This window comes from Nocardioides sp. Kera G14 (assembly GCF_020715565.1).
Classification (GTDB): domain Bacteria; phylum Actinomycetota; class Actinomycetes; order Propionibacteriales; family Nocardioidaceae; genus Nocardioides.
In genome coordinates this window covers 770,723-795,512 of the sequence record NZ_CP085839.1, presented here as the reverse complement: position 1 = coordinate 795,512, position 24,790 = coordinate 770,723, and the positions used below count along the sequence as shown (strand labels likewise).

The following is a 24,790-nucleotide window of genomic DNA, read 5'->3' as shown; positions in this document are numbered from 1 at the left end:
CTTTCCGTCATCGGTCGGTGGCGCGTACGCGCGTGCCAGACCTCAGTGCGCGTCGGGGCGCTCGCTGCTCATTCCGTCGGCAGGGATCGGCTGACCGCCGGTCAGCCCCTCACCCTTGAGCAGGCCGGGCAGGAGGACGAGGAGGGAGATCACGAGGGCGGCGGCGATCGGGATGATCAGGATCACGAGGAACCAGTCGATGCCGGCCACGTGGGTCCGGTCGGCCCAGCCGTCAGGCACGTCGGTGAACAGTCGGGAGGTCATCACAGGCTGAGCATACTGGCCGCATGCATCTCGACACCCAGCGGATCGACGACCTCAGCCACGGCCTGATCGGAACCCCGGTGGCGATCGCCTGCCTTGTCCTCCTGGCCTGTGTCCTCAACGTCGTCGCACGACTCCTGATCGACCGCGTGATCAGCCGCGCCGAGGCCGGCGTACTCCCTGACCGGCTGCGTTCCGCGGCCGCCGCGGCCCGGCGTACGCAGCGGGCGAAGACGATCGGGAGCCTGCTCAAGAGCGTCGTGGCCGGAGCACTCGTCGCCGTCTTCGGCACGATGGTGCTCGACCAGGTCGGCGTCAACGTCGCCCCGATCATCGCCAGTGCAGGAGTCGTCGGGCTGGCCCTGGGCTTCGGGGCGCAGTCCCTCGTGAAGGACTACCTGTCCGGCCTCTTCATGATCTTCGAGGACCAGTACGGCGTCGGCGACCGTGTCATCGTCGGCGCAGTCGGCAACGACCTCGCCACCGGAGTGGTCGAGGCCGTCACCTTGCGCATCACGACGCTGCGTGCCGACGACGGCACGATCTGGCATGTCCGGAACGGCGAGATCCTCCGCGTCGCCAACCAGACCCAGGGCGTCTGAGCCCTACGCCAGTGCCGCGTCCAGCGTGATCGGAACTGCGGCGAGGGCCTGAGACACGGGGCAGCCCTCCTTGGCGGCGGTGGCGAGCTCGACGAACTTCTCGTTGATCAGCCCGGAGACCTTTCCGCGGACCGTGAGCGCGATGCCGGTGATGCCGGTGCCGGGGGTGAACTCGACCTCGGCGGAGACGGTCAGCTCCTCCGGCGGGGTGCCGTTCTGCGAGAGGCCGTTGGAGAACGCCATCGAGAAGCATGCCGAGTGCGCGGCCGCGATCAGCTCCTCCGGACTCGTCTTCCCGTTGGCGCTCTCGGCCCGTGAGGGCCAAGAGACGTCGTACGTGCCGATCCCGGAGGACTCGAGCGTGACCTTCCCGGCGCCCTCGAAGAGGGTGCCTTCCCAGACAGTGGTGGCGGTGCGTGTGGTTGCCATGCCTCGATCCTGCCACGACGTGGGCACGACGTAGGCAGGTGGAGCCGTGCACAATGGACACCGTGGGCACCGGGGGGCAGACCTTCTTCGATCAGATCGGAGGGCTTCCGACGATTCAGAGAGTCGTCGCGAAGTTCTACGAAGGCGTTGTCGACGACCCGATCCTCGGACCGATGTACCCCGTGGACGACATGGCCGGCGCCCAGGAGCGGCTCACCCACTTCCTCGCTCAGTACTGGGGCGGTCCCTCCACCTACTCCGAGCAGCGGGGTCATCCGCGCCTGCGGATGCGGCACGCGCCGTACGCCGTCACGCGGGAGGCGCGCGACCACTGGCTCGCCCTCTTCCGGGCCGGACTCGACGAGGTCGACCTCACGCCCGAGCAGGACGCCGAGTTCTGGTCCTACGTCACCCGCGCCGCGGACTTCATGATCAACGCGGACTCATGACCGTCTCCATGCCAGCGGTGAACCAGACCGTGGCGCTGCACACCAGCGGCGGCGGGCAGTACAGCGCCCTCGTGCTGCGACACGAGGACGGCTGCGCGGTCGTCGCGCGACCGAATGGGCTCACCGAGCCCGAGGGGCTCGAGCCCACCGTCACCATCGACATCACCTGGTCCGGCGACGTCGGACAGCACCTCGTCCCCGCCGAGATCGTCGCAGCCGCCGTCGAGCCGGGGCTGCAGACGTGGACGTTGCGGCCGATCGGGGTGGCCCTCGAGCTCGACCGTCGCCTCTTCCCCCGGATCGACCTCAATGTCCCCATGACCCTCGGCATCGTCGGCCAGCGGACCGCGCTCGGGACCTGTCTGCTCGTGGACCTCAGTGAGGTCGGCCTGCGAGCCCGACTCGACCGCACCGAGGCCGAGCAGCTCGATGCCGACACCGAGCTCGCGATCCGCTTCACCGCCGACGGCGTCGACTTCACCATGCTCGGGCGGGCGCTCCGCCTCAAGGCGGTCGGCGCCGAGGAGGACCTCGTCGACGTGGTCATCCTCTTCGACCTCACTGCCGACAGCCGGGCCCTGCTCCGGGCGGCGCTCGCCGCCGAGGTCGACGACTGAACCTCCGGGAACGGCTTCTCCTGACGAGGTAACACCCACGGCCGGTCGCGACATGTGCTTACCGTGGAGAATCTGGCCATGAGCCCCGGCCCCGATCGCAGGCTGCGCGCCGACCTGCCGCAGCTCGAGCCGGACGCCGTCCTGCTCGAGCAGCTCGTCGACCTCGCGCGGCACAGCACGCCGAGCGCGCGCACACGATCGCGGCGAGGCTGGCGCGCGGCGGTGACCGCCGCGGCCACCACGGCCGTCGTCGGCAGCGCCACCTGGCTCGCCGGCGCAGTGCCCGGTGTCCCCTCCCCGCTGCCGCCGATGCAGCCGCAGCACGGGAGCCCGGCTCCGACACCGCACGGCTCGGGGACCGAGGGATCCCCGAGTGGCACGCCCACCGGAGGCGTGACCCCCACAGGCGTCGCATCCCCCTCCACCGTCGAGCGGCCGGCCGGCATCTCGGGCGCCGGCCGGCCCTCGACGGCTCCGAGCCAGTCGACCGCTCCGAGCCGTGCCGCCCACCCGACCCATCCGGCACACCCGGTCCATCCGACCCATCCCTCGCACCCCGTGTCCCCGACGCGGCCGGCGAAGGCGAAGTCGTCCAAGGCGAAGCCGTCGCGGACGCCGCGCCCGAAGGCGACGACCACCCCGGCCCCGACCCCGCGGGCGCAGGCCACGAAGACGGCCGCGCCTGGCTCGTGACCCGCGACGACCCCGTCGTCACAGCTGCGAAGGCGGGCGACCCAGACGCCTGGCGTGAGCTCTACCGAGCGCATGCCGGGCGTCTGCTGCGCTGGCTGGAGCGCCGCGACGACCATGGCCATGCCGAGGACCTCGCTGCCGAGGCGTGGCTCACCGCGGCGTCGAAGATCGCCGACTTCCGTGGCGACGTCGACCAGTTCGCGGGCTGGCTCTTCGCGATCTCGCGCAATCTCGAGTCGAACGTACGTCGACGGGAGGCGCGCCGCGCGACCTCACCCGCCGACGACCTCGAGGTGCTCGCCTCTCCGATCCTTCCGAGTCACGAGGAGACCGTCGCCATCGACGACTGGGTCCGCGTCACGCTGGCCCAGCTCCCCAGCCGCGAACGGGACGTGCTGACCTGTTCGGAGGTCCTCGGGATGGATGGGCCCCAGACCGCGGCCGCGTTGGGGATCAGCGCCGTCGCCGTACGCGTGGCGAGGCACCGCGGGCTGAAGCGGCTCCGCGCCCTGGGTCAGCCCGCCTGACCCTCGAGGACCTGGCGGAAGGCCGGGTCGGGCCGGGTCGACGCGCCGGTCGCCGGATCCACGAAGACCATCACGAACTGGCCGCGCGAGATCAGCGTGCCGTCGGTGTCGCGGATCTGCGCCTCGAGCACCATGGACCTGTTGCCCAACCGCGCCACCCACGTCCAGGAGTCGTAGGGCTCGGCGCGCAGCACCATCGGACGCTTGTACTCCACGTGCACCGCCGCCACGACGATCCCCGGGAACCGCGGCGGCCCGCCGGCGGCGATCGCCTGCGCGAGCTGACGACCCATCAGCGTGATCCGGGACTCCTGGAAGTACTCGAGGTAGATGACGTTGTTGGCGTGGCCGTAGACGTCGAGGTCGGAGAAGCGGACCTGGACGGGATAGTGGCCCAGCTCGTCGGCCCGCGGCTCGCCGAACGTGACGTCGGGCAGCGGCGTCTCCTCCAGGAAGTGACCGAGCTGCGCGCGCTCCTCCGGGTTGATCCGCCGTGGCCGCTGCTCGGCGAAGGAGAACGGCGTCAGCACCGTGTGGGCCGTGGCGTACGTCGTCCGGGTGCCGTCCGGCGCCTCGCGATGGATCTCATACGCCAGCGTGAACGTGGCGGCCTTGATCTGTGCCACCCAGACGTCGATGAGCACCGGGTGCTCGTCGAAGACCAGCGGGGCGGCGTACTGCAGGTGCTGGGAGACGACGAGGGTGCCCTCGGCGAGCGCATCGGTGGGGGCACCGGCACCGTGGGCGCGGAGAAGGTCGACCCGCGCCTCCTGGAGGTAGTCGGCGAAGACGACGTTGTTGACGTGCCCGAAGGCGTCCATGTCGCCCCAGCGGACGACGCATTCGTAGGTGTGCCGCACACGGCGATCCTGCCAGCAGCAGGCCCTACTCGCCGGTAACTGGAACGTGTTATCGGCTAGGGTGACGCCATGCCTGAAGCCGTCATCGTCTCCGTCGCCCGCTCCCCCATCGGTCGTGCCAACAAGGGCTCCCTCAAGGACTTCCGTCCTGACGACCTCGCCGCCCTGATCGTCAAGGCCGCCCTCGACAAGATCCCCGCCCTGGACCCCCACACCGTCGACGACCTCATGCTCGGCGTCGGCCTCCCCGGCGGCGAGGCGGGCAACAACATGGGCCGCAACGTGCCCGTGCTCCTCGGCTACGACTCGATCCCCGGCACCACGATCACGCGCTACTGCTCCTCCTCGGTGCAGACCTCCCGGATGGCCTTCCACGCGATCAAGGCCGGCGAGGGCGACGCCTACATCTCCGCCGGCGTCGAGACCGTCTCGCGCTTCCAGTTCGGCACCTCGGACCACATCCCCAACACGAAGAACCCGCTCTTCGCCGACTCCAAGGCACTCACCGACGAGTACGCCGCCGGCGGCAAGTTCTGGCACGACCCGCGTGAGGACGGGCTCCTGCCCGACGTCTACATCGCGATGGGCCAGACCGCCGAGAACGTCGCGCAGATCAAGGGCATCACGCGCCAGGAGCAGGACGAATACGCCGTCCGCTCCCAGAACCTCGCCGAGAAGGCGATCGCCGACGGCTTCTGGGCCCGTGAGATCACCCCGGTCACCACGCCCGACGGCACGGTCGTCTCCGCGGACGACGGCCCCCGCGCGGGCGTGACCTATGAGGGCCTGGAGGGCCTCAAGCCGGTCTTCCGGCCCGACGGCACCGTCACCGCGGGCAACTGCTGCCCGCTCAACGACGGCGCCGCCGCGGTCGTCATCATGAGCGACACCAAGGCCGCCGAGCTCGGCCTCACGCCGCTGGCCCGGATCGTCTCCACCGGCGTCTCCGGCCTCTCGCCGGAGATCATGGGCCTCGGCCCCGTCGAGGCCTCGCGCCGTGCGCTCGCGAGCGCGGGCATGACCATCGACGACATCGACCTGGTCGAGATCAACGAGGCCTTCGCCGCCCAGGTGATCCCGTCCGCGCGGGAGCTGGGCATCGACTTCGACAAGCTCAACGTCAACGGCGGCGCGATCGCGGTCGGCCACCCCTTCGGCATGACGGGCGCCCGCCTGCAGAACACGATGCTCAACAGCCTCGAGTGGCACGACAAGTCCACCGGACTGATCACCATGTGCGTCGGGGGCGGCATGGGCATGGCGATGATCGTGGAGCGCGTCTGACGGATGACGATCGAGCGCAGCCCGTTCGGCTCGTGGCCCACGCCGATCACCTCCGAGGTGGTCGTGCGTGGCGCCGCCGTGATCGACGGGCTGGTGCTCGACGGCGACGATGTCTACTGGTCCGAGCGGCGCCCTGAGAACGGCGGCCGCAGCCAGGTCGTGAGGCTCGGTGACGGCGGTGCCGCCGACCTGCTTCCCTCCGACGCCGACGTGCGGACCGCCGTGCACGAGTACGGCGGAGGAGGCTGGTGGGTCGACGGCGGAGCGCTCTGGTGGGTCGAATGGGCGGACCAGCTCCTGCGCCGGACCGACCTCAGCACCGGTGAGACCGTCGTGGTGGTCGAGGGTCCCGCGGTGCCGCGCGCCGTTCGCTGGGCCGATGGTGAGGTGCATCCCTCGGACGGCCGTCTCGCCGTCGTACGGGAGACCCACCCTGACGGCGGCGGCCCCGCAGACGTCATCAACGAGGTCGTGCTGCTCTCGGCCGACGGCTCCGTCGAGGTGGTCGTCAGCGGTCCGGACTTCGTCTCCAACCCGCGTTGGTCGCCTGACGGCGACTCACTGGCCTGGGTCGAGTGGGACCACCCGGACATGCCGTGGGACGCCACCCGGCTCAAGGTCCTCCGTGGAGACGACATCGTGACCGTCGCGGGTGGTCCTGACGAGTCGGTGCTCCAGCCCGAGTGGCATGCCGACGGCTCCCTCTGGTTCCTCTCGGACCGCTCGGGGTGGTGGAACCTCTACCGCTGGGACGGCGCGGTGGTGACTTCCCAGGTCGAGGTCGAGTGCGAGATCGGCGTCCCGCCGTGGGTCTTCGGGCTCTCCCGCTACGGCTTCCTCTCGGACGGTCGCCTGGTCTACGCGGTCTTCTGCGACGGCGCCGACACCGTCGTCGTGCGGGACCGGGACGGCAGCAGCCGTGCCCTCGACGTCGGCGCGCGGATGATCCAGACGCTGCGCGTCTCGGGCGACCGCGTGGTGGTCGTCGGCGGCACCCCCCGGTCCGGTCCCGCCGTGCGCGAGGTGAGGGTGGACGGCGACTCGGTGACTCCGCCGACGATCCTGAGCCCCGTCGTCGACCGCGGCATCGGGCTCGAGTGGTTCTCGGTCCCAGAGCACTTCAGCTTCCCCGGCCATGGCGGCGGGACGAGTCACGCCTACTTCTCTCCGCCCACCAACCCCGATCACGCCGGACCGGAGGGTGAACGTCCGCCGGTGCTCGTCCGGATCCACGGCGGGCCGACGGCCCAGGCCACCCCGGTCCTGGCCATGGGCGAGCAGTACTGGACCTCACGCGGGTTCGCCATCGTCGACGTCGACTACGCCGGCTCGACCGGTTACGGCCGGGCCTACCGCAACCGGCTGCGCGGCACCTGGGGCGTGGCCGATGTCGAGGACTGCATCGCCGTCGTGAAGCACCTCGCTGCCGAAGGCCGGATCGACCCGGCCAAGGCCGTCATCCGCGGCGGCTCGGCCGGCGGCTTCACGACCCTTGCCGCGCTGGCACGTTCCGACGTCTTCGCCGCCGGCGCGAGCCACTACGGGATCGCCGATCTGGAGGCGCTCGCGGCTGAGACCCACAAGTTCGAGAGCCGCTACCTGGACCGGTTGATCGCGCCGTACCCCTCGGGCCGCGACGTCTATGTCGAGCGCTCCCCCTTGACCCACGTCGACGACCTCACGTCGCCGCTCGCCGTCTTCCAGGGCAGCGAGGATGCCGTCGTTCCGCCGAACCAGGCCGAGATGATCGTCGAGGCGCTGCGCACCAAGGGCATCAGGGTGCTCTACCGGCTCTACGAGGGTGAGCAGCACGGATTCCGCGACGCCACGAACATCCGGGACGCCCTTGACTCCGAGCTCACCTTCTACGGAGAGGTGCTGGGGTTCAGCCCTTGCCTCCCGGGGTAGAACGTGGAGGTAGGACCTCACCCATCACTGATCCAACGGAGGACGAGATGACCGAGCAGCCCCTGAGCGACGACGAGATCACCAACACGCCCTCGGCGGACGACCTGCCCGTGATCGGCGGCGACGCCGATGGCACGGACGGCGACGGCACGGACGGCACCGACGGCGACGCCACCGACGGCGACGGAACCGACGGCACGGACGGCGACGGAACCGACGGCACCGACGGTGACGGCACCGACGGGACCGACGGCGCGATCACCGAGACTGCGTGAACGCGCTCGATCTGCTGAGCGGTGACGCCCAGACCTTCCTCGCGAAGGTCTGGGCGTCACGCGTTCACCTTCACCGCACCGACCCCGAGCTCCTCGTCGGCCTGCTGTCGCTCGACGACGCCGACCGACTGCTGACCTCGACCGCGATCAGAACACCTGCCATCCGGGTGGCCAAGGACGGCTCGGTGCTGGGCGACGCCGCCTTCACCCGACAGGGCGCGACGATCGCCGGACGACCCCTGAGCGGCCTCGTCGATCCCCGCAAGGCGCTGGCCCTCTTCGATGAGGGCGCGACGATCGTCTTCCAGGGTCTGCACCGCTATCACCAGCCGTTGGCCGAGCTGGTCGCCGCGCTCGAGCTGGAGTTGGGCCACCCGTGCCAGGCCAACGCCTACCTGACCCCGCCGGGTTCGCAGGGCTTCGCCGTCCACTCCGACAGCCATGACGTCTTCGTCTTCCAGACCGCCGGAACCAAGCAGTGGGAGATCCACGGCGAGGACGGTGCCGAGGAGGTCCTGATGGAGCCGGGCCTCGCGATGTACCTCCCCACGGGCACCCCCCACGCCGCCCGCGCCCAGGAGACCGTCTCGCTCCACGTCACGCTCGGCATCAACCAGCTGACCTGGCGTGGTCTGGTCGAGCGCGCCGTCGCCCCGGCGCTGCGCGGCATCGCCGCGGAGCACCTTCCGGCCGGCTATCTCGACGACCCCGCGTCGCTGCGCGACGGGCTCGCGTCCCGGCTGGAGGAGCTCGCCGAGGAGGTACGTCGACTCGACGCGAGCACGGCCGTCGACTCCGAGATCCGACGCTTCCTCACCTCACGTCCGCCGAGGCTGGCCGGTGGGCTGCACGACGTACTCGGGCGAGAGTCGATCGCCCTCGACACCGCGCTGAGACGGCGGGCCGGGGTGCCGTGTGTCCTGCTCGACAGCGCCGGAGGGGGCGAGCAGATCGAGCTCCTTCTCGGCGATCGCGCCCTGACCCTCCCCGGTCGGATCCGCGCGGCGGTCGAGGAGGTCTGCGCCCGCACGGCGTTCACGCCGGCCGACCTGCCGCTGGACGGGGAGAGCACTCTGGTCCTCTGTCGCCGTCTGGTGCGGGAAGGCCTCCTGGAGATCGCGTGAGTGCTGCCGAAGCGGGATTCCGCTGCGCGGCGGCGAGCCTGGAGCGCGCCGAGTCACTCGCCGGCAGCGCGACGAACGTGCGTATCTGGCTGCTCCTCGAGCACGTCGGGCCGTGGGGCGTGACCGCGCTGCTCGACGCCCGCCTGCCCGAAGGCCTCGGCCCGGCGCTCCGGCAGCGCGCGGGTCAGCTCGGCGCGAAGATCCTGCTGATCCGGCGCTTCCACTCCCGCCCCGACACCGACGAGGGCCTCCGGGTCTTCGCCGCGTACGCCGACGGCACCGCCCCACGCCTGGAGGGCGGTGTCCTCGCGGACCCGCGGGAGGCCCTCGACGTCGACCTCGAGTCCCTCCGACGCGGTGGCAGCAGCGGACTGCCATCTGTCAGGGGGCCCGACCGCGACCTCTTCCTCGTCTGCACCAACGGTCGCCACGACACCTGCTGCGCCGAGCGCGGACGCCCGGTGGCGCGTGCGTTGTCCGAGGCCCATCCCGAGCAGACCTGGGAGGTCTCCCACGTCGGCGGGGACCGCTTCGCGGCCAACATGGTGGTGCTTCCCCATGGCCTCTACTACGGCCGGCTCGAGCCTGACTCGGCAGTCGCCGTCGCCGAGGCGCACCTCCGCGGGGAGCTCGCGCCCGAGCACCTACGAGGTCGGTCGTCCTACGCGATGCCCGTCCAGGCGGCCGAGGCGTTCCTCCGCGCCGAGCTCGGCCTCACCGGGATCGACGCCGTCCGGCTCGAGTCACGCACCGTGGACGGAGACCTGACGACCACGACGATGAGCGCACATGGCGCGACCTACGGCGTGACGGTCCGCACGACGCGATCGGAGTCAGAGCTCGGACGCCTGACGTGCAAGGCCGGACGCCCCGAGCCGGTCACCCGGCACGAGCTGATCGAGATCAGTCGCGCGTGAGCTTGCGGTGGGTCACCCGGTGCGGGCGTGCCGCGTCGGGACCGAGACGTTCGATCTTGTTCTCCTCGTAGGAGGCGAAGTTGCCCTCGAACCAGAACCACTGACCCTCCTCGTCCTCCGTGCCCTCCCAGGCGAGGATGTGGGTGGCGATGCGGTCGAGGAACCAGCGGTCGTGCGAGGTGACCACGGCACAGCCCGGGAAGTCGAGCAGCGCGTCCTCGAGGGAGGAGAGGGTCTCGACGTCGAGGTCGTTGGTCGGCTCGTCGAGGAGCAGCATGTTGCCGCCCTGCTTGAGCGTGAGCGCGAGGTTGAGGCGGTTCCGCTCTCCACCGGAGAGGACGCCGGCGAGCTTCTGCTGGTCCGGGCCCTTGAAGCCGAAGGAGGCGACGTAGGCGCGTGAGTTCATCTCGAAGTTGGCGACCTTGATGAAGTCGAGCCCGTCGGAGACGACCTCCCAGACGTTCTTCTTGGGGTCGATGTTGGCGCGGCTCTGGTCGGCGTACGAGATCTTGACAGTCTGGCCCACGTTGAGCTTGCCGGAGTCAGGCGCCTCGCCACCGGTGATCATCCGGAAGAGCGTGGTCTTGCCGACGCCGTTGGGGCCCACGACGCCGACGATGCCGGCACGCGGGAGGGTGAAGGAGATGTCGTTCCAGAGCAGCTTGTCGCCGAACGACTTCGACAGGTGCTCGGCCTCGAGTACGACGTCACCGAGGCGCGGGCCGGCAGGGATGTTGATCTCGGAGGTGTCGATCTTGCGGGCCTTCTCGGCCTCGGCGGCAAGTTCCTCGTAGCGCGCGAGACGCGACTTGGACTTGGTCTGGCGGCCCTTCGCGTTGGACCGGACCCACTCGAGCTCCTTCTCGAGCATCTTGGCGCGCTTGGCGTCCTTCTGCCCCTCGACCTTGAGACGGTCCTTCTTGGTCTCGAGGTAGGTCGAGTAGTTGCCCTCGTAGCCGTGGATCGAGCCGCGGTCGACCTCGGCGATCCACTCGGCGACGTTGTCGAGGAAGTAACGGTCGTGGGTGACCGCGAGGACAGCACCCTTGTAGCTCTTGAGGTGGCCCTCGAGCCACTGCACCGACTCGGCATCGAGGTGGTTGGTGGGCTCGTCGAGGAGGAGCAGGTCGGGCTCCTGGAGGAGCAGCTTGCAGAGCGCGACGCGGCGGCGCTCGCCACCCGAGAGGTTGTCGACCAGAAGGTCGGGCGGCGGACAGCGCAGTGCGTCCATCGCCTGCTCGAGCTTGGAGTCGATGTCCCAGGCGTTGACGTTGTCGAGGAAGGTCTGCAGCTCGCCCGTCTCCGCCATGAGTGCGTCCATGTCGGCGTCGGGGTCACCCATCTCGGCGTACGCCTCGTCGAGCCGCTTCATCTTGCCCTTGACCTCGGCGACGGCCTCCTCGACGTTCTCGAGGACGGTCTTACCCTCGGTCAGGGGCGGCTCCTGCTGGAGCATGCCGACCGTGGCGTCGGGGTCGCGGACGATGTCGCCGTTGTTGGGCTGGTCGAGGCCAGCCATCAGCTTCAGCAGCGACGACTTGCCCATGCCGTTCGGCCCGACGACGCCGATCTTGGCGCCGTGGAGGAAGGACAGCGTGACGTTGTCGAGGACAACCTTGTCGCCGTGAGCCTTACGGACATTGCGCAGAGAGAGGACGTACTCGGCCATGGGACGAAAGCCTAGTGGCGAGTACGTCCTCTCCCCATTCCGCGGGTCAGACGCTGGTCAGTCGAGGCCGTTGTCCTTGAGCCACTGGGAGGCGACGTCGGCGGCGGTCGGCTTGGAGTCGGCCGCGAAGGCCGTGTTGAGCTTGAGCAGCTCCTCCGTGGTCAGCTTGGCCGAGACCGCGTTGAGCACCTCGGTGACCGTGTCGGAGTCGGCGTCCTTGCGGACCAGCGGGATGACGTTCTGCGCGGCGATGAGGTTCTGCGGGTCCTCGAGGGTGACCAGCTTGTTCTCGGTGATCGACGGCGTCGTGGAGTAGATGTCGGCCACGTCGACCTGCCCCGACGTCAGCGCCTTGAGGGTGGCCGGGCCACCGCCGTCGGAGATCGCGGTGAACGTGATCCCCTTGAGGCCGTAGGTCTTCTCCAGGCCGGGGATGCCGTAGGGCCGGGTCTTGAACTCGGGGTTGGCCGCGAGCTTGAGGCCCGACACCTTGGCGAGGTCGGCGATTGAGGCGACGCCGTTCTTCGAGGCGAAGTCCGCGGTCACGTTGAGCGAGTCCTTGTCCTCACCCGGCGCCGGCTCGAGCACCTCGAGGTCGGAGGGCAGCGCGGACTTGAGCGCGGTCACGACGTCCTCCGAGGACGTCTCGGTGGCGTCGGCCTTGAGGAAGGTCAGCAGGTTGCCGCTGTACTCGGGGAAGACCTGGATCGTGTTGTCCTTGATCGCGCCGATGTAGGCCTCGCGCTGGCCGATGTCGAGCTTGGTGGAGGCGTCGACCCCCTTGGCCTTGAGGGCCCGGGCGTAGATCTCGGCGAGGATCTCACTCTCGCCGAAGGCGGCCGAGCCGACGACGATCGTGCCGCTGCCGGCATCCTTGCTGCCCGAATCGTCGTCAGCCTTCGTCGGGTCCCCACCGCAGGCGGCGAGCGAGAGGCTGAGGGCGGCGACGGCGATGCCGGCAGTGATGCGGTTCAACTTCATTGGTGTCCAACCTTCTATCTGGGTGTGGCTAACTTCTGGGCTCCGGCGAAGACGGCGTCGACGACAAGAGCGGTGACCACGACGACGAGGGAACCCGCAAGCGTCTGCGGATAGTCCCGCACCGCCACGCCGTCGATGAGGAAGCGGCCGAGCCCACCGAGTCCGATGTAGGCCGCAATGGTGGCGGTGGCGATCACCTGCAGCGTCGCCGAACGCAGCCCGGCGACGATGAGCCCCGCGGCCAGCGGGACCTCCACGCGGATGAGGATCTGCCACTCGGTCATGCCGATCGCGCGCGCCGCGTCGACCGTGCGCCGGTCGATCGATTCCAGGCCGGCGTACGCACCGGCGAGGAGGGGCGGGACGGCGAGCACGACGAGGGTGATCAACGGGGCGGTCAGGCCGATCCCGCGCCAGAGCACCACCAGCGTGAGCAGGCCGAGGGTGGGCAGCGCGCGGAGTGCTCCACTGAGGCCCACCGCGAGCCAGCGCAGCCTGCCGGTGTGGCCGATCCAGAGCCCGATCGGAATGGCGATCGCGGCGGCGATGACCACCGTCAGCCCGGTGTAGCCGAGGTGCTGCAGCAGGCGATGCGTGACACCGTCGTCGCCCTGCCAGTGGGCCGAGTCGGTGAGCCAGTCGAAGGCTTCGCTGAAGACGCTCACCCGTGCACGACCCGGGTCCAGGGCATCAGCAGCCGACCGATCAGCACCCACACGACGTCGAGCACGAGCGCGAGCAGGACGACGGCCGCGACGCCGATGAGGATCTCGGTCCGGAAGTTCCGTTGGAAGCCCTCGGTGAAGAGTGACCCCAGATTGCTGACACCGATGATCGCCCCCACGGTGACGAGGCTGACGGTGCCGACGGAGACGACGCGGACGCCGGCGAGGATGACCGGTCCGGCCAACGGCAGCTCGACGGAGATGAAGCGTTGCCATCCGGAGAAGCCCGTCGCGCGGACGGCGTCACGGATCTGCGGACCCACCTGGTCGAAGGCATCGGTGACGATCCGCGCGAAGAGTGCCACGGCGTAGAGCGTGAGTACGACGACGACGTTGATCGGATCGAGGAAGCTCGTGCCCAGCAGGCCGGGCAGGATGATCAGCAGTGGCAGCGACGGCAGCGTGTAGAGCACACCGGCCAGTCCCACGATGAGGGTGCGGAGGCGGCGGGAGCTGAAGGCCCACCATCCCAGGGGGATCGCGAGCAGCAGCCCCAGGACGACCGGGACGATGCTGAGGACGAGATGCTGCCAGGTCAGGTCGAGGATCCTGCCGTGGTTGGCCCAGAGCCAGCTCACGGCCGACTCATGTCAGGAGCCCGGTGACGCGGCCGTCCTCGTCGATGACCGCTTGGCGGCCGTCGATCTGCTCGACCCGCAACCGCCGCTTGGCCTTGTCGAGACCGACGAAGCTGCGGACGAAGTCGTCGGCCGGCTCGGCGAGGATCTCGGCAGGCGTTCCCACCTGGGCGACCTCGCCGCCCGTGCGCAGGATGACGATCTGGTCACCGAGGAAGAGCGCCTCGTCGATGTCGTGGGTGACGAAGACGATGGTCTTGCCGAGCTCGCCCTGCAGGACCCGCAACTGGCGCTGGAGGTCATCACGGACGATCGGGTCGACGGCGCCGAACGGCTCGTCCATGAGCAGGATGTTGGGGTCGGTGACGAGTCCGCGTGCGACACCGACGCGCTGCTGCTGTCCGCCGGAGAGCTGCGCGGGGTACTTCCGGTCGTGCTCGGCCGCGAGCCCAACCCGCTCCAGTGCGGCCCGCGCCCGCTCCCGCGCCTCCGCTCTCGGTACGCCGCCCAGCCGGAGTGGCGTCGCGACGTTGTCGATCACGCGCCGGTGCGGGAGCAGCCCGGCGTGCTGCATCACGTAGCCAATGCTCCTCCGCAGCTCCACGGGCTCCCGGGTCGAGACGTCGACGTCGTCGATGAGGACCTGCCCGGAGGTCGGCTCGACCATCCGGTTGATCATCCGCAGCAGGGTGGTCTTGCCACAGCCCGAGGAGCCGACCAAGACGGTGGTGGTGCGCGAGGGGATCACCAGCGAGAAGTCACCGACGGCACGGGTGCCGTCGGGGTAGGACTTCCCGACGGCCTGGAACTCGATGCCCATGTCAGTTCAGCTCCCGGCGACGATCGACTCGATGGCGGAGGGTCCGGTACAGACTGGCAGGCCGGCGGCCTTCCACGCCACGATTCCGCCGTCGATGTCGGCGGCGTCGAGCCCGAGGTCGAGCAGGGAGCGGGCGGCGAGCGAGGAGGTGTAGCCCTCTGTGCACACGACGATCCACTGCTGGCCGGGCCGGGCCTGCGGCAGGCTGGCGCCGGAGCCGGGATGGAGCCGCCACTCCAGGTGGTTGCGCTCGACGATGAGGGAGCCGGGGATCTCCTCATCGGCCTCCCGCTGCCACGCGGGCCGGATGTCGACGATGAGGGCGCCCGCCGCAACCGCGTCGGCCGCCTGCTGCGGAGAGAGCCGGGTCAGCCCCTGCCGTGCAGTCGCGAGCATCGCATCGACGCTCGCATGGATCACGAGGCGATCCGGTCGGGCCGATCCGGGGACGGTGCCTCGGGGTCCTCGGTCCACTGCGAGGCTCGCTCGACGAGGACTCCGGCGCTGTAGTCGTAGTAATGCATCAGCCTGAGCGGCGGCGAGTAGGCATGGACACTCACGGCCACCGGGATGTCGGTGTTGCGCACGTCATGAACGTAGTGCGTCCCGAAGGTCACCGTCTCTCCCGCGGAGCGGTGCAGGTCGGTCAGCTCTCCGGTCGCCCCGAAACGGCCACGTGCCCACACGGACTCGGTCAGGGTGCCGTCGACCACCGTGAAGGCGCCCGCCGAGCCGCCGTGGTCGTGGAGCTCGGTGCCCTGGTCGGTCGTCCAGCTGATCAGCCACACATCCACCTGGTCGTCGGCGTGGATGCGCACGTGCCAGCGCTCGTCGGCACACTCCTCCACGGCGAACTCCCCCGCTTGGACGCGCTCGGCGAAGGCACGCGTGACACCGGCAAGCTCGGCGAGCGAGAGGGTGGTTGCAGGAGTGGCCATGCGATCACCATAGCCTACTAAGTCACTAGACTATATGGGGACCGCATGGCGACACGCCCCCGCGCCACCTCAGGCGGCGCGCTCCCGCCAGTCACGCACCGGGTCGTCCTCCGTGACGACGTCGAGCTCGACCGTCTGCTCGGCGACCTCGGCTGCCGTGTCCTCGGCGTCGCGCTCGGCCTGCTGGGGCCGTTCGTTGCGGACGAAGATGGTGCTGCCGCGCTTGAGGTCGTGACCGACCGAGTCCGCCTCGACCTCCAGCGTCGTGCGCAGGACACCGTTCTGGTCCGCCCACTCCTTGACGGTGAGGCGGCCACCGACGAAGACCGGGTGACCCTTGCGCAGGGACCTGGCGGCGTTGAGGCCCGTCTGGTGCCACGCGGTGATGGAGTACCACTGCGTCGGGCCGTCGCCCCACTCCCCCGTGGCGCGGTTGTAGATGCGCGGCGTCGAGGCGAGCCTGAAGTTGGCGACGTGGGTGTCACCGACGGCGCGCACGACGACGTCCCCGCCGACGTACCCGCGCACCTGGATGGTGGTGTCGTTCATCGTTCCTCCTGATCGGTGCGAGCCGGGCGGCCCGCTCGACCACGAGCCTGTCCAGCACGACCGACGGGGCAGCTGCATCAGCGCTGGGACTGTGGAGACACCGGCCCCGGGAGACGACCCGGGAGGCCCAGAGGCCTCTGGTGTGACAGGAGTGAGGCGTCAGGAGAGCGCGCGGCTGAGGCCCGCGCGCACCGTCGAGTACGCCGACAGCTCGGCCTCGACCGGCACGACGATCAGCTCGTGCGCCACCGACGAGACGGCCTCCCGAAGACGCTCGTCCGCGCGCGCGGCCCGGCTCCGCGCCGTGCCCGCGACGAGGATCCGGCAGACGAGCGCGAAGACGATGCCGAGCCCGACGCCACCGATCAACAGCACGAGCGGCAGCGCGACACCGGCGACGTGCGGGATCGAGTCGTCGTCGAGTCCCCCGCTGACGAAGGCGGCGACCGTCCACCCCAGCCCACCGAGCGCGGCGAGAATCAGCAGCCACTGCACGACACGGACGAGACCGGCCCAGACGGGCAGCTTGTCGGCACCGAGGTCGACCTTCCCCACAGCGGCATCGAGGCCGTCACCGAGGTCGTCGATGTGGGCGACCGAGGCGCGACGGATGGACTCCTGCCACGGCGCACCGAGGCCTGCGCCGGCATCGTCGGCGAGCGCCCGCACCTCGGTGTCGACACGTGCGCGCTGCACGGCCGTCGGTGCCGGCACGGACGTGCGGGCGTTGCCGGTGAGCTCACGCCCGGCGGAGCCGAGGTCGAGGTGGAGGCGCTTGAGCGGGTCGGGCTTGAGCGCCGAGACCCAGGAGATGAGCGGCCACCCGGTCGCGCGGTTGGCGCGGACCCGGGTCGCACGCTGGACCGCGTCGACGATGGTGGGGACACCGGCCGACTCGGCGAGCGCGTCGTCGAGCGCCTCGATCCGGGCAGGCGAGAGCGAGCGCGGCTTGGCCTCCCCGGAGACCTCCTCGAGCTTCATCGCCGCGCCCCGGAGGTCGGCCTCGAGGCGGGACCGGGTCGTCTTCTTGTCGGCAACCCGGCGCGCGATCTCGGTGCGGAGCTCGTCGACGCCCCAGCCGAACTTCGCCGAGACGCCGTAGACCGGGACATCCGGCAGCCCGTCGGCGTCGAGCAGCCGGCGTACGTCGGCGAGCATCGACTCGCGCCGCTCCTCGGGCACTTCGTCGATGTGGTTGAGCACCACGACCATGATGTCCGAGTGCGACCGGAGCGGTTGCAGGTAGCGGTCGTGGATCGCCGCGTCGGCGTACTTCTGCGGGTCGAGGACCCACACGAGCATGTCGGCGAGGACGACGAGACGGTCGACCTCGAGGTGGTGGGCGACCTCGGTCGAGTCGTGGTCGGGCAGGTCCAGCAGGACGACGCCGTCGAGCTCATTGCTCTCGCGGCGGGTGTCGAGCATCGAGTCGCGGGTGGTCTGGTGACGCTCGGGGATGCCGAGCCACTCGAGAAGCTCGCGTGCGCCCTGGTGTCCCCAGACACAGGCGGTCGCCCACGAGGTCGTCGGCCGGCGTACGCCGACGGCCGAGAGCTCCAAGCCGGTCAGGGCGTTGAAGGTCGAGGACTTGCCGGAGCCTGTGGCACCGGCGATGCCGACGACGGTGTGGTCGGCGGAGAGCTTGAGCCGGCTGCTGGCGCGGTCGACGACCGCCTGGGCCTCATCGGTGACGTCGGCGGGGAGGCGGCCCTCTGCGGCCGAGACCGCCGTCGCCAAGCCGTCGATGCGCTCCCCGATGTCGGTGGTGCCGCCCTTGAAGATCACGTGCGTCAGCCTAACGGTCACGCTGATGGAGAGGGATTCCCAGCGAACCCGCTGAGGTCGTCACGCCTCGTGCTGGGCGGCGAAGCGGGCGTCGTCGACCCGTCGCGCGGCCTGGCGCAGGCGCTCGGGCGCCTCGGCGTCGATCCCGAGCGTGTCCACGAGGTCGGTGTAACGCGCGACCTCGTCGGCGAAGAGCGCGCGGACCGACGTCTCCAGCGAGGCACGCGCACGGTCGGCCAGGCTGCGCACGGCCTGGTCGCCGAAGACGGCCTCGAGGAGCTTCTGGCCGAGCACGGCCGACCCGCCGGCGATGCCGACCTCCGCACCCGTGAGCCCTGCGGTGGAGGCGAAGACCACGACCATCAGGGCTACGGAGAGTCCGTTGACGCCGTACGCGAGGAAACGGGCGGTGGTGCGCTTGTCGGCGCCCTCGTCACGGACCATCTCGATCACGCCGGACTGCCAGTCGCGCACGGCCCGCTCGGCCTTGCGGCGCAGATCGCGCGAGGCGCGCCCCAGGTCGGTCGGTGCGGCCTTGATCAGGCCACGGCCGGCGTCGAGCTGCAACCAGGCCTGCTCGGCGCGCTCGGCGGCGGACTCGGCATGCTCGAGGATGAGCAGCTCCAGCCCGGAGTCGATGGCGGTCGTGACGTGCTCGGCCTGCTGCGGCTTGCCCTTGACCGCGTTGACGAACCGGTCGCGAAGCTTGCCCACGCGGCTCTCGAGGGAACGCAGGAGCTCACCGGTGCCGACGAACTCCTGCCACCGCGCGAGCACCTCGCCCCGGAGCATGGTGCCGTCGGCGGTGGCCTCGAGGATGGCGCGCAATGCCACGTCGTAGGCCTGCACGGCGTCGCGGCGCAGCCCTCCGACGGCCTCGCCCTGCTGCTGAGCGGCGTCGGCGATCGGATGTGACTTGCGGGCGGCGGTGCGCACCGCGCCGTCCAGAGTCTGCTGTACGACGGCGTGCCGCGCACCCGCGTCGGCGGCGAGCATCTCGAGCCAGCCGCGGATCTCGGCGACGAGCGAGGGCTTCAGCAGCCCCTCCTCGGAGACCGTGCTCTCGTTGACGATGAAGAGAGGAGAGTCCTTGAGGCCGCGTGAGGCGAGCATCCGGGCGAGGTGGGTCGCCACGGTCTGGATCGCGTCGGCCGGCGTGCGGTCGAGGACGACCGCCACGGCCGTGGAGCGCTCAGCTGCCGCGCGCAGGAACTCCCACGGCACCTGGTCGGCGTAGCGCGCGGCGGAGGTGACGAAGATCCAGAGGTCGGCGGCGGCGAGGAGCTGCGCCGCGAGGATCCGGTTGGCCTCCTCGACCGAGTCGACGTCAGGGGCGTCGAGGATCGCGAGACCCGCGGGCACGGCGTCGGAGGCCACCAACTGCAGGGCCCCCGGGTCGTTGGTCGAGTGGCTGACGCGCTCCAGGTCGGGCAGGAGGCGGTCCTGGCCGAACCACTGCGCGTCGGCGGGGTTGTGGACCAGGACAGGTGAGCGCGTGGTGGGGCGCAGCAGGCCGGGCGTCGTCACCCGCTGCCCGACGAGGGAGTTGACCAGCGTGGACTTGCCGGCGCCGGTGGAGCCGCCGACGACCGCGAGCAGCGGCGCGTCGATCGTCATCATGCGCGGGATCACGTAGTCCTCGAGCTGGCTGACCAGCTCGTCCTGACTGGCACGCGCCGCCTGCACGCCCGGAAGTTCGAGGGGCAGCACGGCATCGGTGAGCGCCTGGCGCAGTCGCACCAGCGCGGTCACCATGCGGGTGCTGTCCGCACTGGCAGAGCCGGGCATGTTGCCCGCGCTGCCTGCGGCGTCGGAAGCCGTCATCGGCTGGGTACCACCTGTCCGGGAAAAGCGATGATCGGCCTGACCCTACCGATCCTGTCGACATAGACCTGCCCGCGCGCCACGAAATCGGGCGGCGGGGCTCCGCGGAGGACCCGGTGGTGGAGGAAGCCGAGCTCGATCGCCGCCTGCTGGTACTCGCGCATCGCCTGCAGGCCCGCATGGCCGGCGGTCTGGCTCGCGAAGAGCCGCGCCCGGCGCCGCGCCCCCAGGTCGACGATCCACCCGATGTCGCTGGCGGGCAGGTAGCCGCGGTTCGCGCAGTCGGCCAGCGCCCGCTCCAGCAGACGTGCCTCCGAGCCGCGGGCCCAGAGCGCAAGGCCTGCCAGGCCGGCGAAGATCGGCACCATCAGCAGGACATAGACCGAGACGAAGCCGCTCAGGCCATAGACGGTCGACGCATTCCATGCGCTGTGGGCGATCACGGCGACGACGTACCCGCACAAGGGCAGGACCAACCGCGCCAGCGGCCGGCGGGAGGCGACGGCCAGGCCGACCCCCACGCCGGTGAACGCGGTGAAGAGGGGGTGCGCGAAGGGGCTGGCGATGCACCGCACGACGAACGTGCTGGCCAGTGCGGAGGTGCCGCCGGGCCCGACGCCGTCGGTGCCGTTGTAGGCCGCGGCCAGATAGAGGATGTTCTCGGTGAAGGCGAAGCCGATGCCGACCATGCCGGCGTAGACGATCCCGTCGAGCACGCCGTCCAGCTCGTCGCGCCGCCACCACAGCAGGCCGATCAGGAAGGCACCCTTGACCGCCTCCTCCACCACCGGCGTGAGGAACGTGACGCCCGAATCGCTGTCCACGCTGGACAGGACGCCGCCGATGCCCTCCAGCACGACCGCCGCGAAACAGGCGACGAAGGCGCCCCAGGCCAGTCCGAGGGCGAGCAGCCCACGCGGCTCCGGCTCGTAGCGATCGAGCCAGAGGTACGCCGCCACCAACGGCACCACCGGAAGCGCAGCCAGCACCGTGGCGGTCACCATCGTTCTGGGGGCGCCGGAGATCGCGAGCAGCAGCACCATCGGGACCGCCGCGAGCAGGACGACGATCGTGACGATCACGGTGAAGACCCGACCCGTTGTTGCCCGCTGCGCCCCCTGCATGGGGAGAATGCTCCCATGGTGAGCGAGCAGTCCGAGCAGTCCGAGGTCCAGGCGAGCGAGGTCCAGGCGGGCGAGGCGACGGAGTCCCACGACCAGGCGGTGCCGGAGGCCTGGTCGGCGTTCATGCGCGAGGGCTGGGGCGACCGCGAGCTCAACCTGCCCGCGCACCCGATCACGCCCTGGGCCGCGGCACGTCGCGCCCGCCTCGCCGCAGCGTTTCCAGGCGAGCGCCTGGTGATCCCGTCGGGCACCTACAAGCAGCGGGCCAACGACACCGACTACCGCTTCCGCGCCGACACCGCCCACGCCTATTTCACCGGCAACCAGACCTCCGACGCCGCGCTCGTCATCGAGCCCGACGGCGAGGCGGTGCTCTACGCCCGCCCGCGCTCCTCGCGTGAGACCGACGAGTTCTTCCGTGACCGCGTGTACGGGGAGTTGTGGGCGGGCCGCCGCCCGTCCGGGAAGGAACTGTCGGACTCACTCGGCCTCACCGTCCGCCACATCGACGAGCTCGACCTCTCCGGCACGACGAAGACGCGCCGACTCGGCGAGGACGGCGACCTCGACCGGGTCGCCTCCGAGCTGCGCCTGGTCAAGGACGAGTGGGAGGTCGCCGAGCTCGAGGAGGCCTGCCACATCACGGCGCTCGGCTTCGAGGACTGCATCCGGGAGTGGGACAACGTCCGCACCTACGGCGAGCGCTGGATCGAGGGCACCTTCTTCCGCCGCGCGCGCGCCATGGGCAATGACCTGGGTTACGACTCGATCGTCGGCGCCGGCCAGCACGCCACCACGCTGCACTGGATCGACAACACCGGCCCGGTGAAGCCCGACGACATGATCCTGCTCGACATGGGCGTCGAGGGCCGCAACCTCTACACCGCAGACATCACCCGCACGCTGCCCGCGTCGGGCAGCTACTCGGCGCTGCACCGTGACCTCTACTCCCTGGTGCTCCGGGCCCAGGAGGCCGGCATCGCGGCGGTGAGGCCCGGTGCCGCGTTCCGTGCGCCGCACCACGCCGCGATCGAGGTGCTGGCGCACGGCCTGTCGGACATGGGCCTGCTGCCGGTCAGCGTCGACGAGGCGCTGGACGAGAACAGCAAGATCTACAGCCGGTGGACGCTCCACTCGGTCAGCCACATGCTCGGCATGGACGTCCACGACTGCGCGGCCGCCGCCAAGGAGGCCTACGTCGAGGGCATGCTCGAGGAGGGCATGGTCCTCACGGTCGAGCCGGGCCTCTACTTCCAGATCGACGACCTGCTCGTGCCCGGCGAGATGCGCGGCATCGGCATCCGGATCGAGGACGACATCCTCGTCACCGCGGACGGTGCGAGGAACCTCTCGCATGAACTCCCCCGCGAGCCCGACGAGGTCGAGGAGTGGATGGGGCGCCTGCTCCCCTGAGTGGTGCGCGGTCCCGGGACCATTGCCGGAGGCGCTCTCCGCAGGGCACGGTGTGGCCCATGCTGGCCGACCCGCAGCGCTGCCCGGACTGCCGATCACGGATCACGGCAAGTGAGGTGCCGTGCCCGTCGTGCGGGCTGCGCCTGGACGGGCCGGTGGCCGGCGAGCTCTTCGCCACCCTGCAGAGGGCTGACGCACTGATCGCCCAGTTGCGCTCGTTCTCCCCGCCGGCAAAGCGCCCGGGCCCCGACCACGCACCGGTCCGCACCCCTGCCCCGGCTGAGCCGGCTGCGACGCCTCCAGCGCCACGCCTGCCGCTCGACCACCCAAGGGTGCCCGCCTTCACCGTTCCCGGACTGTTGCTTGCGCTGGGCGCCCTGATGCTCGGTGCCGGGGCGATCACCTTCCTGGCCTTCGCCTGGGCGTGGCTGGGCTACTCCGGCCGGACCGTCCTCCTCCTCGTGGCCACGTTCGCCGCAGCCGGCGGCACCTGGCTCACGGCCTCGCGCCGCATCCGGATGGCCGCCGAAGCGCTCACCGCACTCACCGCGATCCTCGCGGCCCTGGTCCCCGTCGGCGGCTCGGCCGCCGGGTGGTTCGACAACGGGCACGACGCCCAGGTCGCCACAGCCAGCGCCGTCGTCATCGGTGCCGCCGCCGTCCTCCTCCGGTACGTCGTCCACCAGCGGTTCGCCCAGTCCCTGGTCCTCGCCGAGATCACCGCGTCCCTCGCGGCGCTCGTTGCGGCGACGGGCATCACCGGCAGTCTCGAGGGCCATCCGGCGACCGGCCTGGCGATCGTCCTCATCCTGTCCTGCCCGGCCGCGTGGCTGACCTGGCGACTCGGCCAACGGCTCGTCGCGACCATGCTGGGGGTCGTCGCCGCGGCCACGTGGTGCCTCCTCACCGGTCTCGGCGTCGTGCGGGTGATCGACCACAACCCCGGCTTCACGTGGGCAGGTACCGCCCCGTTGCTGGTGACGTCCGCCGTCGTCCTGGCGGTCGCCGCTCCCTGGCGCGCCTCGCGTGCACTCCCCGTGGCCGTTCGCGCAGTGGCGGCCGCCACCGCTCTCTGGCTCGCCGCCTTCACCACGGTGGCTCCGTGGGTCAATGCGCCGATGCAGGTCTTCAGTCTCATGACGGCCGGGGTCGTGGTGGCCACGGTCGCCATGGTGGCGGCGGACCTTCCCCCGTCCCGCGTGTCCGGCCTGGGCCTCCGGCTGTGGGAAGCCAGTGTCTCCGCCGTCGTCGCGATCGCCACTGCGGTGTGGTGCTGCATGGTGGTGGCACGGATCATCGACGCCATCGCGGACGCCCGCTTCCACCCACTGACGTCGGTCGGCGTCGAGTGGGACGAGGGCGACCTGGCAGGGAGCGGCTGGCCGCTCCTCCCCCTCCTGATGCTGCTGGTGTCCGCAGCGACCGTCGTCGCCTGGCAGGGGATCGAGGGGGTCACACGCCGACTTCCCCGATCCCTCCGGGTCACAGCGGTGGTCGTCGCCCTCGGCTTCACGGTCCCTCCACTGTTCCCCCGCCTCTGGCTCGTCGCATTCGCCCTGGTCGTGCTCGCCGCCGTGGCCGGATGGGCGTGGCTCGGACTCCGTGGCGCGGCACGGACGGCGGTTGCGCTGTCGCTGCCGTTCATCCTCGGGCTCGCCGCGTGGACGACGCTCACGGTCGTCACGCTCGACCTGCGCCAGGTCACCACCGGCACCCTCGTCGCCGTGCTCGTGGTCGTCGCCCTCCTCGCCGCGATCCGGCCGCCGTCGGGCGAGGCCGACGACCTGGACCGGTGGGCGCTGCGGATCGCGACGCTCGTCACGGCCCTGGCCGCCGTCGCCCTCGGGCAGCCCCCGCAGAGCTGGTTGGCCGCCGACCTGACGATCCTCGCGGCCGGATGTGCCGTGGTGGCGATCCTGGATCGCGACACGTGGATCTCGGGAACCGCCGCGAGCTTCGGGCTGGTCGCACTCTGGCTCCGGCTCGAGGACAGCGACATCGACCTGCCCGAGGCCTACACCCTCCCGGCCGCTGCCGTCGTGCTCGGCTTCGGCGGATGGGCGCTGTGGCGTCGGGCGGGGGCGCGGACGGTCCCGACCCTGGCGCCCGGTCTCCTTGCCGGGATCGTCCCCAGCGCCGTCGTCGCCCTCGAGGAGGGTGCCGGCATCCGTGGGCTGCTCCTGCTCGTCCTCGGGCTCGTGCTGGTCGGCGTGGGTCTCGTCCTGCACTGGCTCGCACCGCTCTCGGTCGGAGCACTCACGACGGCGGGCGCGACGCTGCGGTATCTCCTGCCGCTGCTGGACGACGTACCTCCGACGCTGCTCTTCGTCGCCGGTGGGGCCGCGCTGCTGGTCGGCGGGATCCAGTGGGAGCGACTGGCCCGACAGGGCCGGCAGACCTGGGCGCAGCTGGTCGCCCTGCGCTGATCGCGCCAC

General features: G+C 70.7%; 26 protein-coding genes. 12 read left to right on the top strand and 14 right to left on the bottom strand.

From position 1 onward, the window contains the following. Positions 1-42 precede the first annotated feature (42 nt). Positions 43-264, bottom strand: coding sequence for a hypothetical protein (locus LH076_RS03980; RefSeq protein ID WP_227782705.1), 222 nt, complete (start codon positions 262-264; stop codon positions 43-45). A 23-nt stretch (positions 265-287) separates the two neighbouring features. On the opposite strand from LH076_RS03980, the gene LH076_RS03975 reads away from it, so the two are divergent. Then, complete coding sequence (locus LH076_RS03975) at positions 288-866, top strand: mechanosensitive ion channel family protein (RefSeq protein ID WP_227782704.1); 579 nt, start codon at positions 288-290, stop codon at positions 864-866. Between the two features lie 3 nt (positions 867-869). Here the strand turns inward: LH076_RS03975 and LH076_RS03970 are convergent, their stop codons facing one another. Next, complete coding sequence (locus tag LH076_RS03970; RefSeq protein ID WP_227782703.1) at positions 870-1,295, bottom strand: OsmC family peroxiredoxin; 426 nt, start codon at positions 1,293-1,295, stop codon at positions 870-872. 53 nt (positions 1,296-1,348) lie between these two features. On the opposite strand from LH076_RS03970, the gene LH076_RS03965 reads away from it, so the two are divergent. The 4 genes from LH076_RS03965 to LH076_RS03950 all read left to right on the top strand — a co-directional run bounded on the left by LH076_RS03965 (position 1,349) and on the right by LH076_RS03950 (position 3,581). Then, positions 1,349-1,744: a globin gene (locus LH076_RS03965; RefSeq protein ID WP_227782702.1), complete on the top strand. Its 396-nt coding sequence runs from the start codon at positions 1,349-1,351 to the stop codon at positions 1,742-1,744. After that, a complete protein-coding gene (locus LH076_RS03960; protein WP_227782701.1) occupies positions 1,741-2,361 on the top strand; it encodes a PilZ domain-containing protein in 621 nt (206 codons plus the stop codon). Before LH076_RS03965 ends, LH076_RS03960 begins: the two co-directional genes overlap by 4 nt. 78 nt (positions 2,362-2,439) lie before the next feature. Further along, positions 2,440-3,054: a hypothetical protein gene (locus LH076_RS03955; RefSeq protein ID WP_227782700.1), complete on the top strand. Its 615-nt coding sequence runs from the start codon at positions 2,440-2,442 to the stop codon at positions 3,052-3,054. After that, a complete protein-coding gene (locus LH076_RS03950; RefSeq protein WP_227782699.1) occupies positions 3,051-3,581 on the top strand; it encodes an RNA polymerase sigma factor in 531 nt (176 codons plus the stop codon). The genes LH076_RS03955 and LH076_RS03950 overlap by 4 nt, the downstream gene beginning before the upstream one ends. Here the strand turns inward: LH076_RS03950 and LH076_RS03945 are convergent. After that, a complete protein-coding gene (locus tag LH076_RS03945; protein WP_227782698.1) occupies positions 3,569-4,441 on the bottom strand; it encodes an acyl-CoA thioesterase in 873 nt (290 codons plus the stop codon). The two genes, LH076_RS03950 and LH076_RS03945, sit on opposite strands and share 13 nt — an antisense overlap. A gap of 69 nt (positions 4,442-4,510) precedes the next feature. Here LH076_RS03945 and LH076_RS03940 point away from each other — a divergent pair, with 69 nt between their 5' ends. Genes LH076_RS03940 through LH076_RS03920 form a run of 5 tightly spaced genes read left to right on the top strand, consistent with a single transcriptional unit; the run spans position 4,511 to position 9,949 of the window. Next, positions 4,511-5,725 (top strand): acetyl-CoA C-acetyltransferase, encoded by a 1,215-nt coding sequence (locus tag LH076_RS03940; RefSeq protein ID WP_227782697.1) that lies wholly within the window; start codon positions 4,511-4,513, stop codon positions 5,723-5,725. A 3-nt stretch (positions 5,726-5,728) separates the two neighbouring features. Next, positions 5,729-7,633 carry an alpha/beta hydrolase family protein gene (locus LH076_RS03935; protein ID WP_227782696.1) on the top strand — a complete coding sequence of 635 codons (1,905 nt, stop codon included), beginning with the start codon at positions 5,729-5,731 and terminating at the stop codon, positions 7,631-7,633. Positions 7,634-7,680: 47 nt separating this feature from the next. Continuing rightward, positions 7,681-7,908, top strand: a complete 228-nt coding sequence (locus tag LH076_RS03930) for a hypothetical protein (protein ID WP_227782695.1) — start codon at positions 7,681-7,683, stop codon at positions 7,906-7,908. Next, complete coding sequence (locus LH076_RS03925) at positions 7,905-9,032, top strand: cupin domain-containing protein (RefSeq protein ID WP_227782694.1); 1,128 nt, start codon at positions 7,905-7,907, stop codon at positions 9,030-9,032. The genes LH076_RS03930 and LH076_RS03925 overlap by 4 nt, the downstream gene beginning before the upstream one ends. Beyond that, complete coding sequence (locus LH076_RS03920) at positions 9,029-9,949, top strand: sucrase ferredoxin (RefSeq protein ID WP_227782693.1); 921 nt, start codon at positions 9,029-9,031, stop codon at positions 9,947-9,949. The genes LH076_RS03925 and LH076_RS03920 overlap by 4 nt, the downstream gene beginning before the upstream one ends. Here LH076_RS03920 and ettA read toward each other — a convergent pair. The 11 genes from ettA to LH076_RS03865 all read right to left on the bottom strand — a co-directional run bounded on the left by ettA (position 9,936) and on the right by LH076_RS03865 (position 20,942). Further along, complete coding sequence (ettA, locus tag LH076_RS03915) at positions 9,936-11,618, bottom strand: energy-dependent translational throttle protein EttA (RefSeq protein WP_227782692.1); 1,683 nt, start codon at positions 11,616-11,618, stop codon at positions 9,936-9,938. The two genes, LH076_RS03920 and ettA, sit on opposite strands and share 14 nt — an antisense overlap. Positions 11,619-11,675: 57 nt before the next feature. Next, positions 11,676-12,599 carry an ABC transporter substrate-binding protein gene (locus LH076_RS03910; RefSeq protein ID WP_227782691.1) on the bottom strand — a complete coding sequence of 308 codons (924 nt, stop codon included), beginning with the start codon at positions 12,597-12,599 and terminating at the stop codon, positions 11,676-11,678. A gap of 14 nt (positions 12,600-12,613) precedes the next feature. Then, positions 12,614-13,264 (bottom strand): ABC transporter permease, encoded by a 651-nt coding sequence (locus LH076_RS03905; protein ID WP_227782690.1) that lies wholly within the window; start codon positions 13,262-13,264, stop codon positions 12,614-12,616. After that, on the bottom strand, positions 13,261-13,902 hold the full coding sequence (locus LH076_RS03900) for an ABC transporter permease (RefSeq protein ID WP_227782689.1): 642 nt from the start codon (positions 13,900-13,902) through the stop codon (positions 13,261-13,263). Before LH076_RS03900 ends, LH076_RS03905 begins: the two co-directional genes overlap by 4 nt. A gap of 7 nt (positions 13,903-13,909) precedes the next feature. Next, positions 13,910-14,722 (bottom strand): ABC transporter ATP-binding protein, encoded by an 813-nt coding sequence (locus LH076_RS03895; protein ID WP_227782688.1) that lies wholly within the window; start codon positions 14,720-14,722, stop codon positions 13,910-13,912. 6 nt (positions 14,723-14,728) lie between these two features. Beyond that, the gene (locus LH076_RS03890; RefSeq protein ID WP_227782687.1) at positions 14,729-15,142 is read right to left on the bottom strand and encodes a rhodanese-like domain-containing protein; all 414 of its coding nucleotides are present in this window, start codon (positions 15,140-15,142) and stop codon (positions 14,729-14,731) included. Next, entirely contained in the window at positions 15,139-15,660 is a 522-nt protein-coding gene (locus tag LH076_RS03885) for a cysteine dioxygenase (RefSeq protein WP_227782686.1), read from the bottom strand. Before LH076_RS03885 ends, LH076_RS03890 begins: the two co-directional genes overlap by 4 nt. A 69-nt stretch (positions 15,661-15,729) precedes the next feature. After that, positions 15,730-16,209, bottom strand: coding sequence for a single-stranded DNA-binding protein (locus tag LH076_RS03880; RefSeq protein WP_227782685.1), 480 nt, complete (start codon positions 16,207-16,209; stop codon positions 15,730-15,732). Positions 16,210-16,368: 159 nt separating this feature from the next. Then, the gene (locus LH076_RS03875; protein WP_227782684.1) at positions 16,369-17,994 is read right to left on the bottom strand and encodes a GTPase family protein; all 1,626 of its coding nucleotides are present in this window, start codon (positions 17,992-17,994) and stop codon (positions 16,369-16,371) included. Between the two features lie 60 nt (positions 17,995-18,054). Continuing rightward, positions 18,055-19,818, bottom strand: a complete 1,764-nt coding sequence (locus tag LH076_RS03870) for a dynamin family protein (RefSeq protein ID WP_227782683.1) — start codon at positions 19,816-19,818, stop codon at positions 18,055-18,057. Beyond that, positions 19,815-20,942 carry a PrsW family intramembrane metalloprotease gene (locus LH076_RS03865; protein WP_227782682.1) on the bottom strand — a complete coding sequence of 376 codons (1,128 nt, stop codon included), beginning with the start codon at positions 20,940-20,942 and terminating at the stop codon, positions 19,815-19,817. Before LH076_RS03865 ends, LH076_RS03870 begins: the two co-directional genes overlap by 4 nt. A 15-nt stretch (positions 20,943-20,957) precedes the next feature. Between LH076_RS03865 and LH076_RS03860 the strand changes: the two genes are divergently transcribed. Both LH076_RS03860 and LH076_RS03855 read left to right on the top strand, forming a co-directional pair. Next, complete coding sequence (locus LH076_RS03860; RefSeq protein WP_227782681.1) at positions 20,958-22,355, top strand: aminopeptidase P family protein; 1,398 nt, start codon at positions 20,958-20,960, stop codon at positions 22,353-22,355. A 59-nt stretch (positions 22,356-22,414) separates the two neighbouring features. Continuing rightward, positions 22,415-24,781, top strand: coding sequence for an SCO7613 C-terminal domain-containing membrane protein (locus LH076_RS03855; protein WP_227782680.1), 2,367 nt, complete (start codon positions 22,415-22,417; stop codon positions 24,779-24,781). The last annotated feature ends 9 nt before the right edge of the window (positions 24,782-24,790 follow it).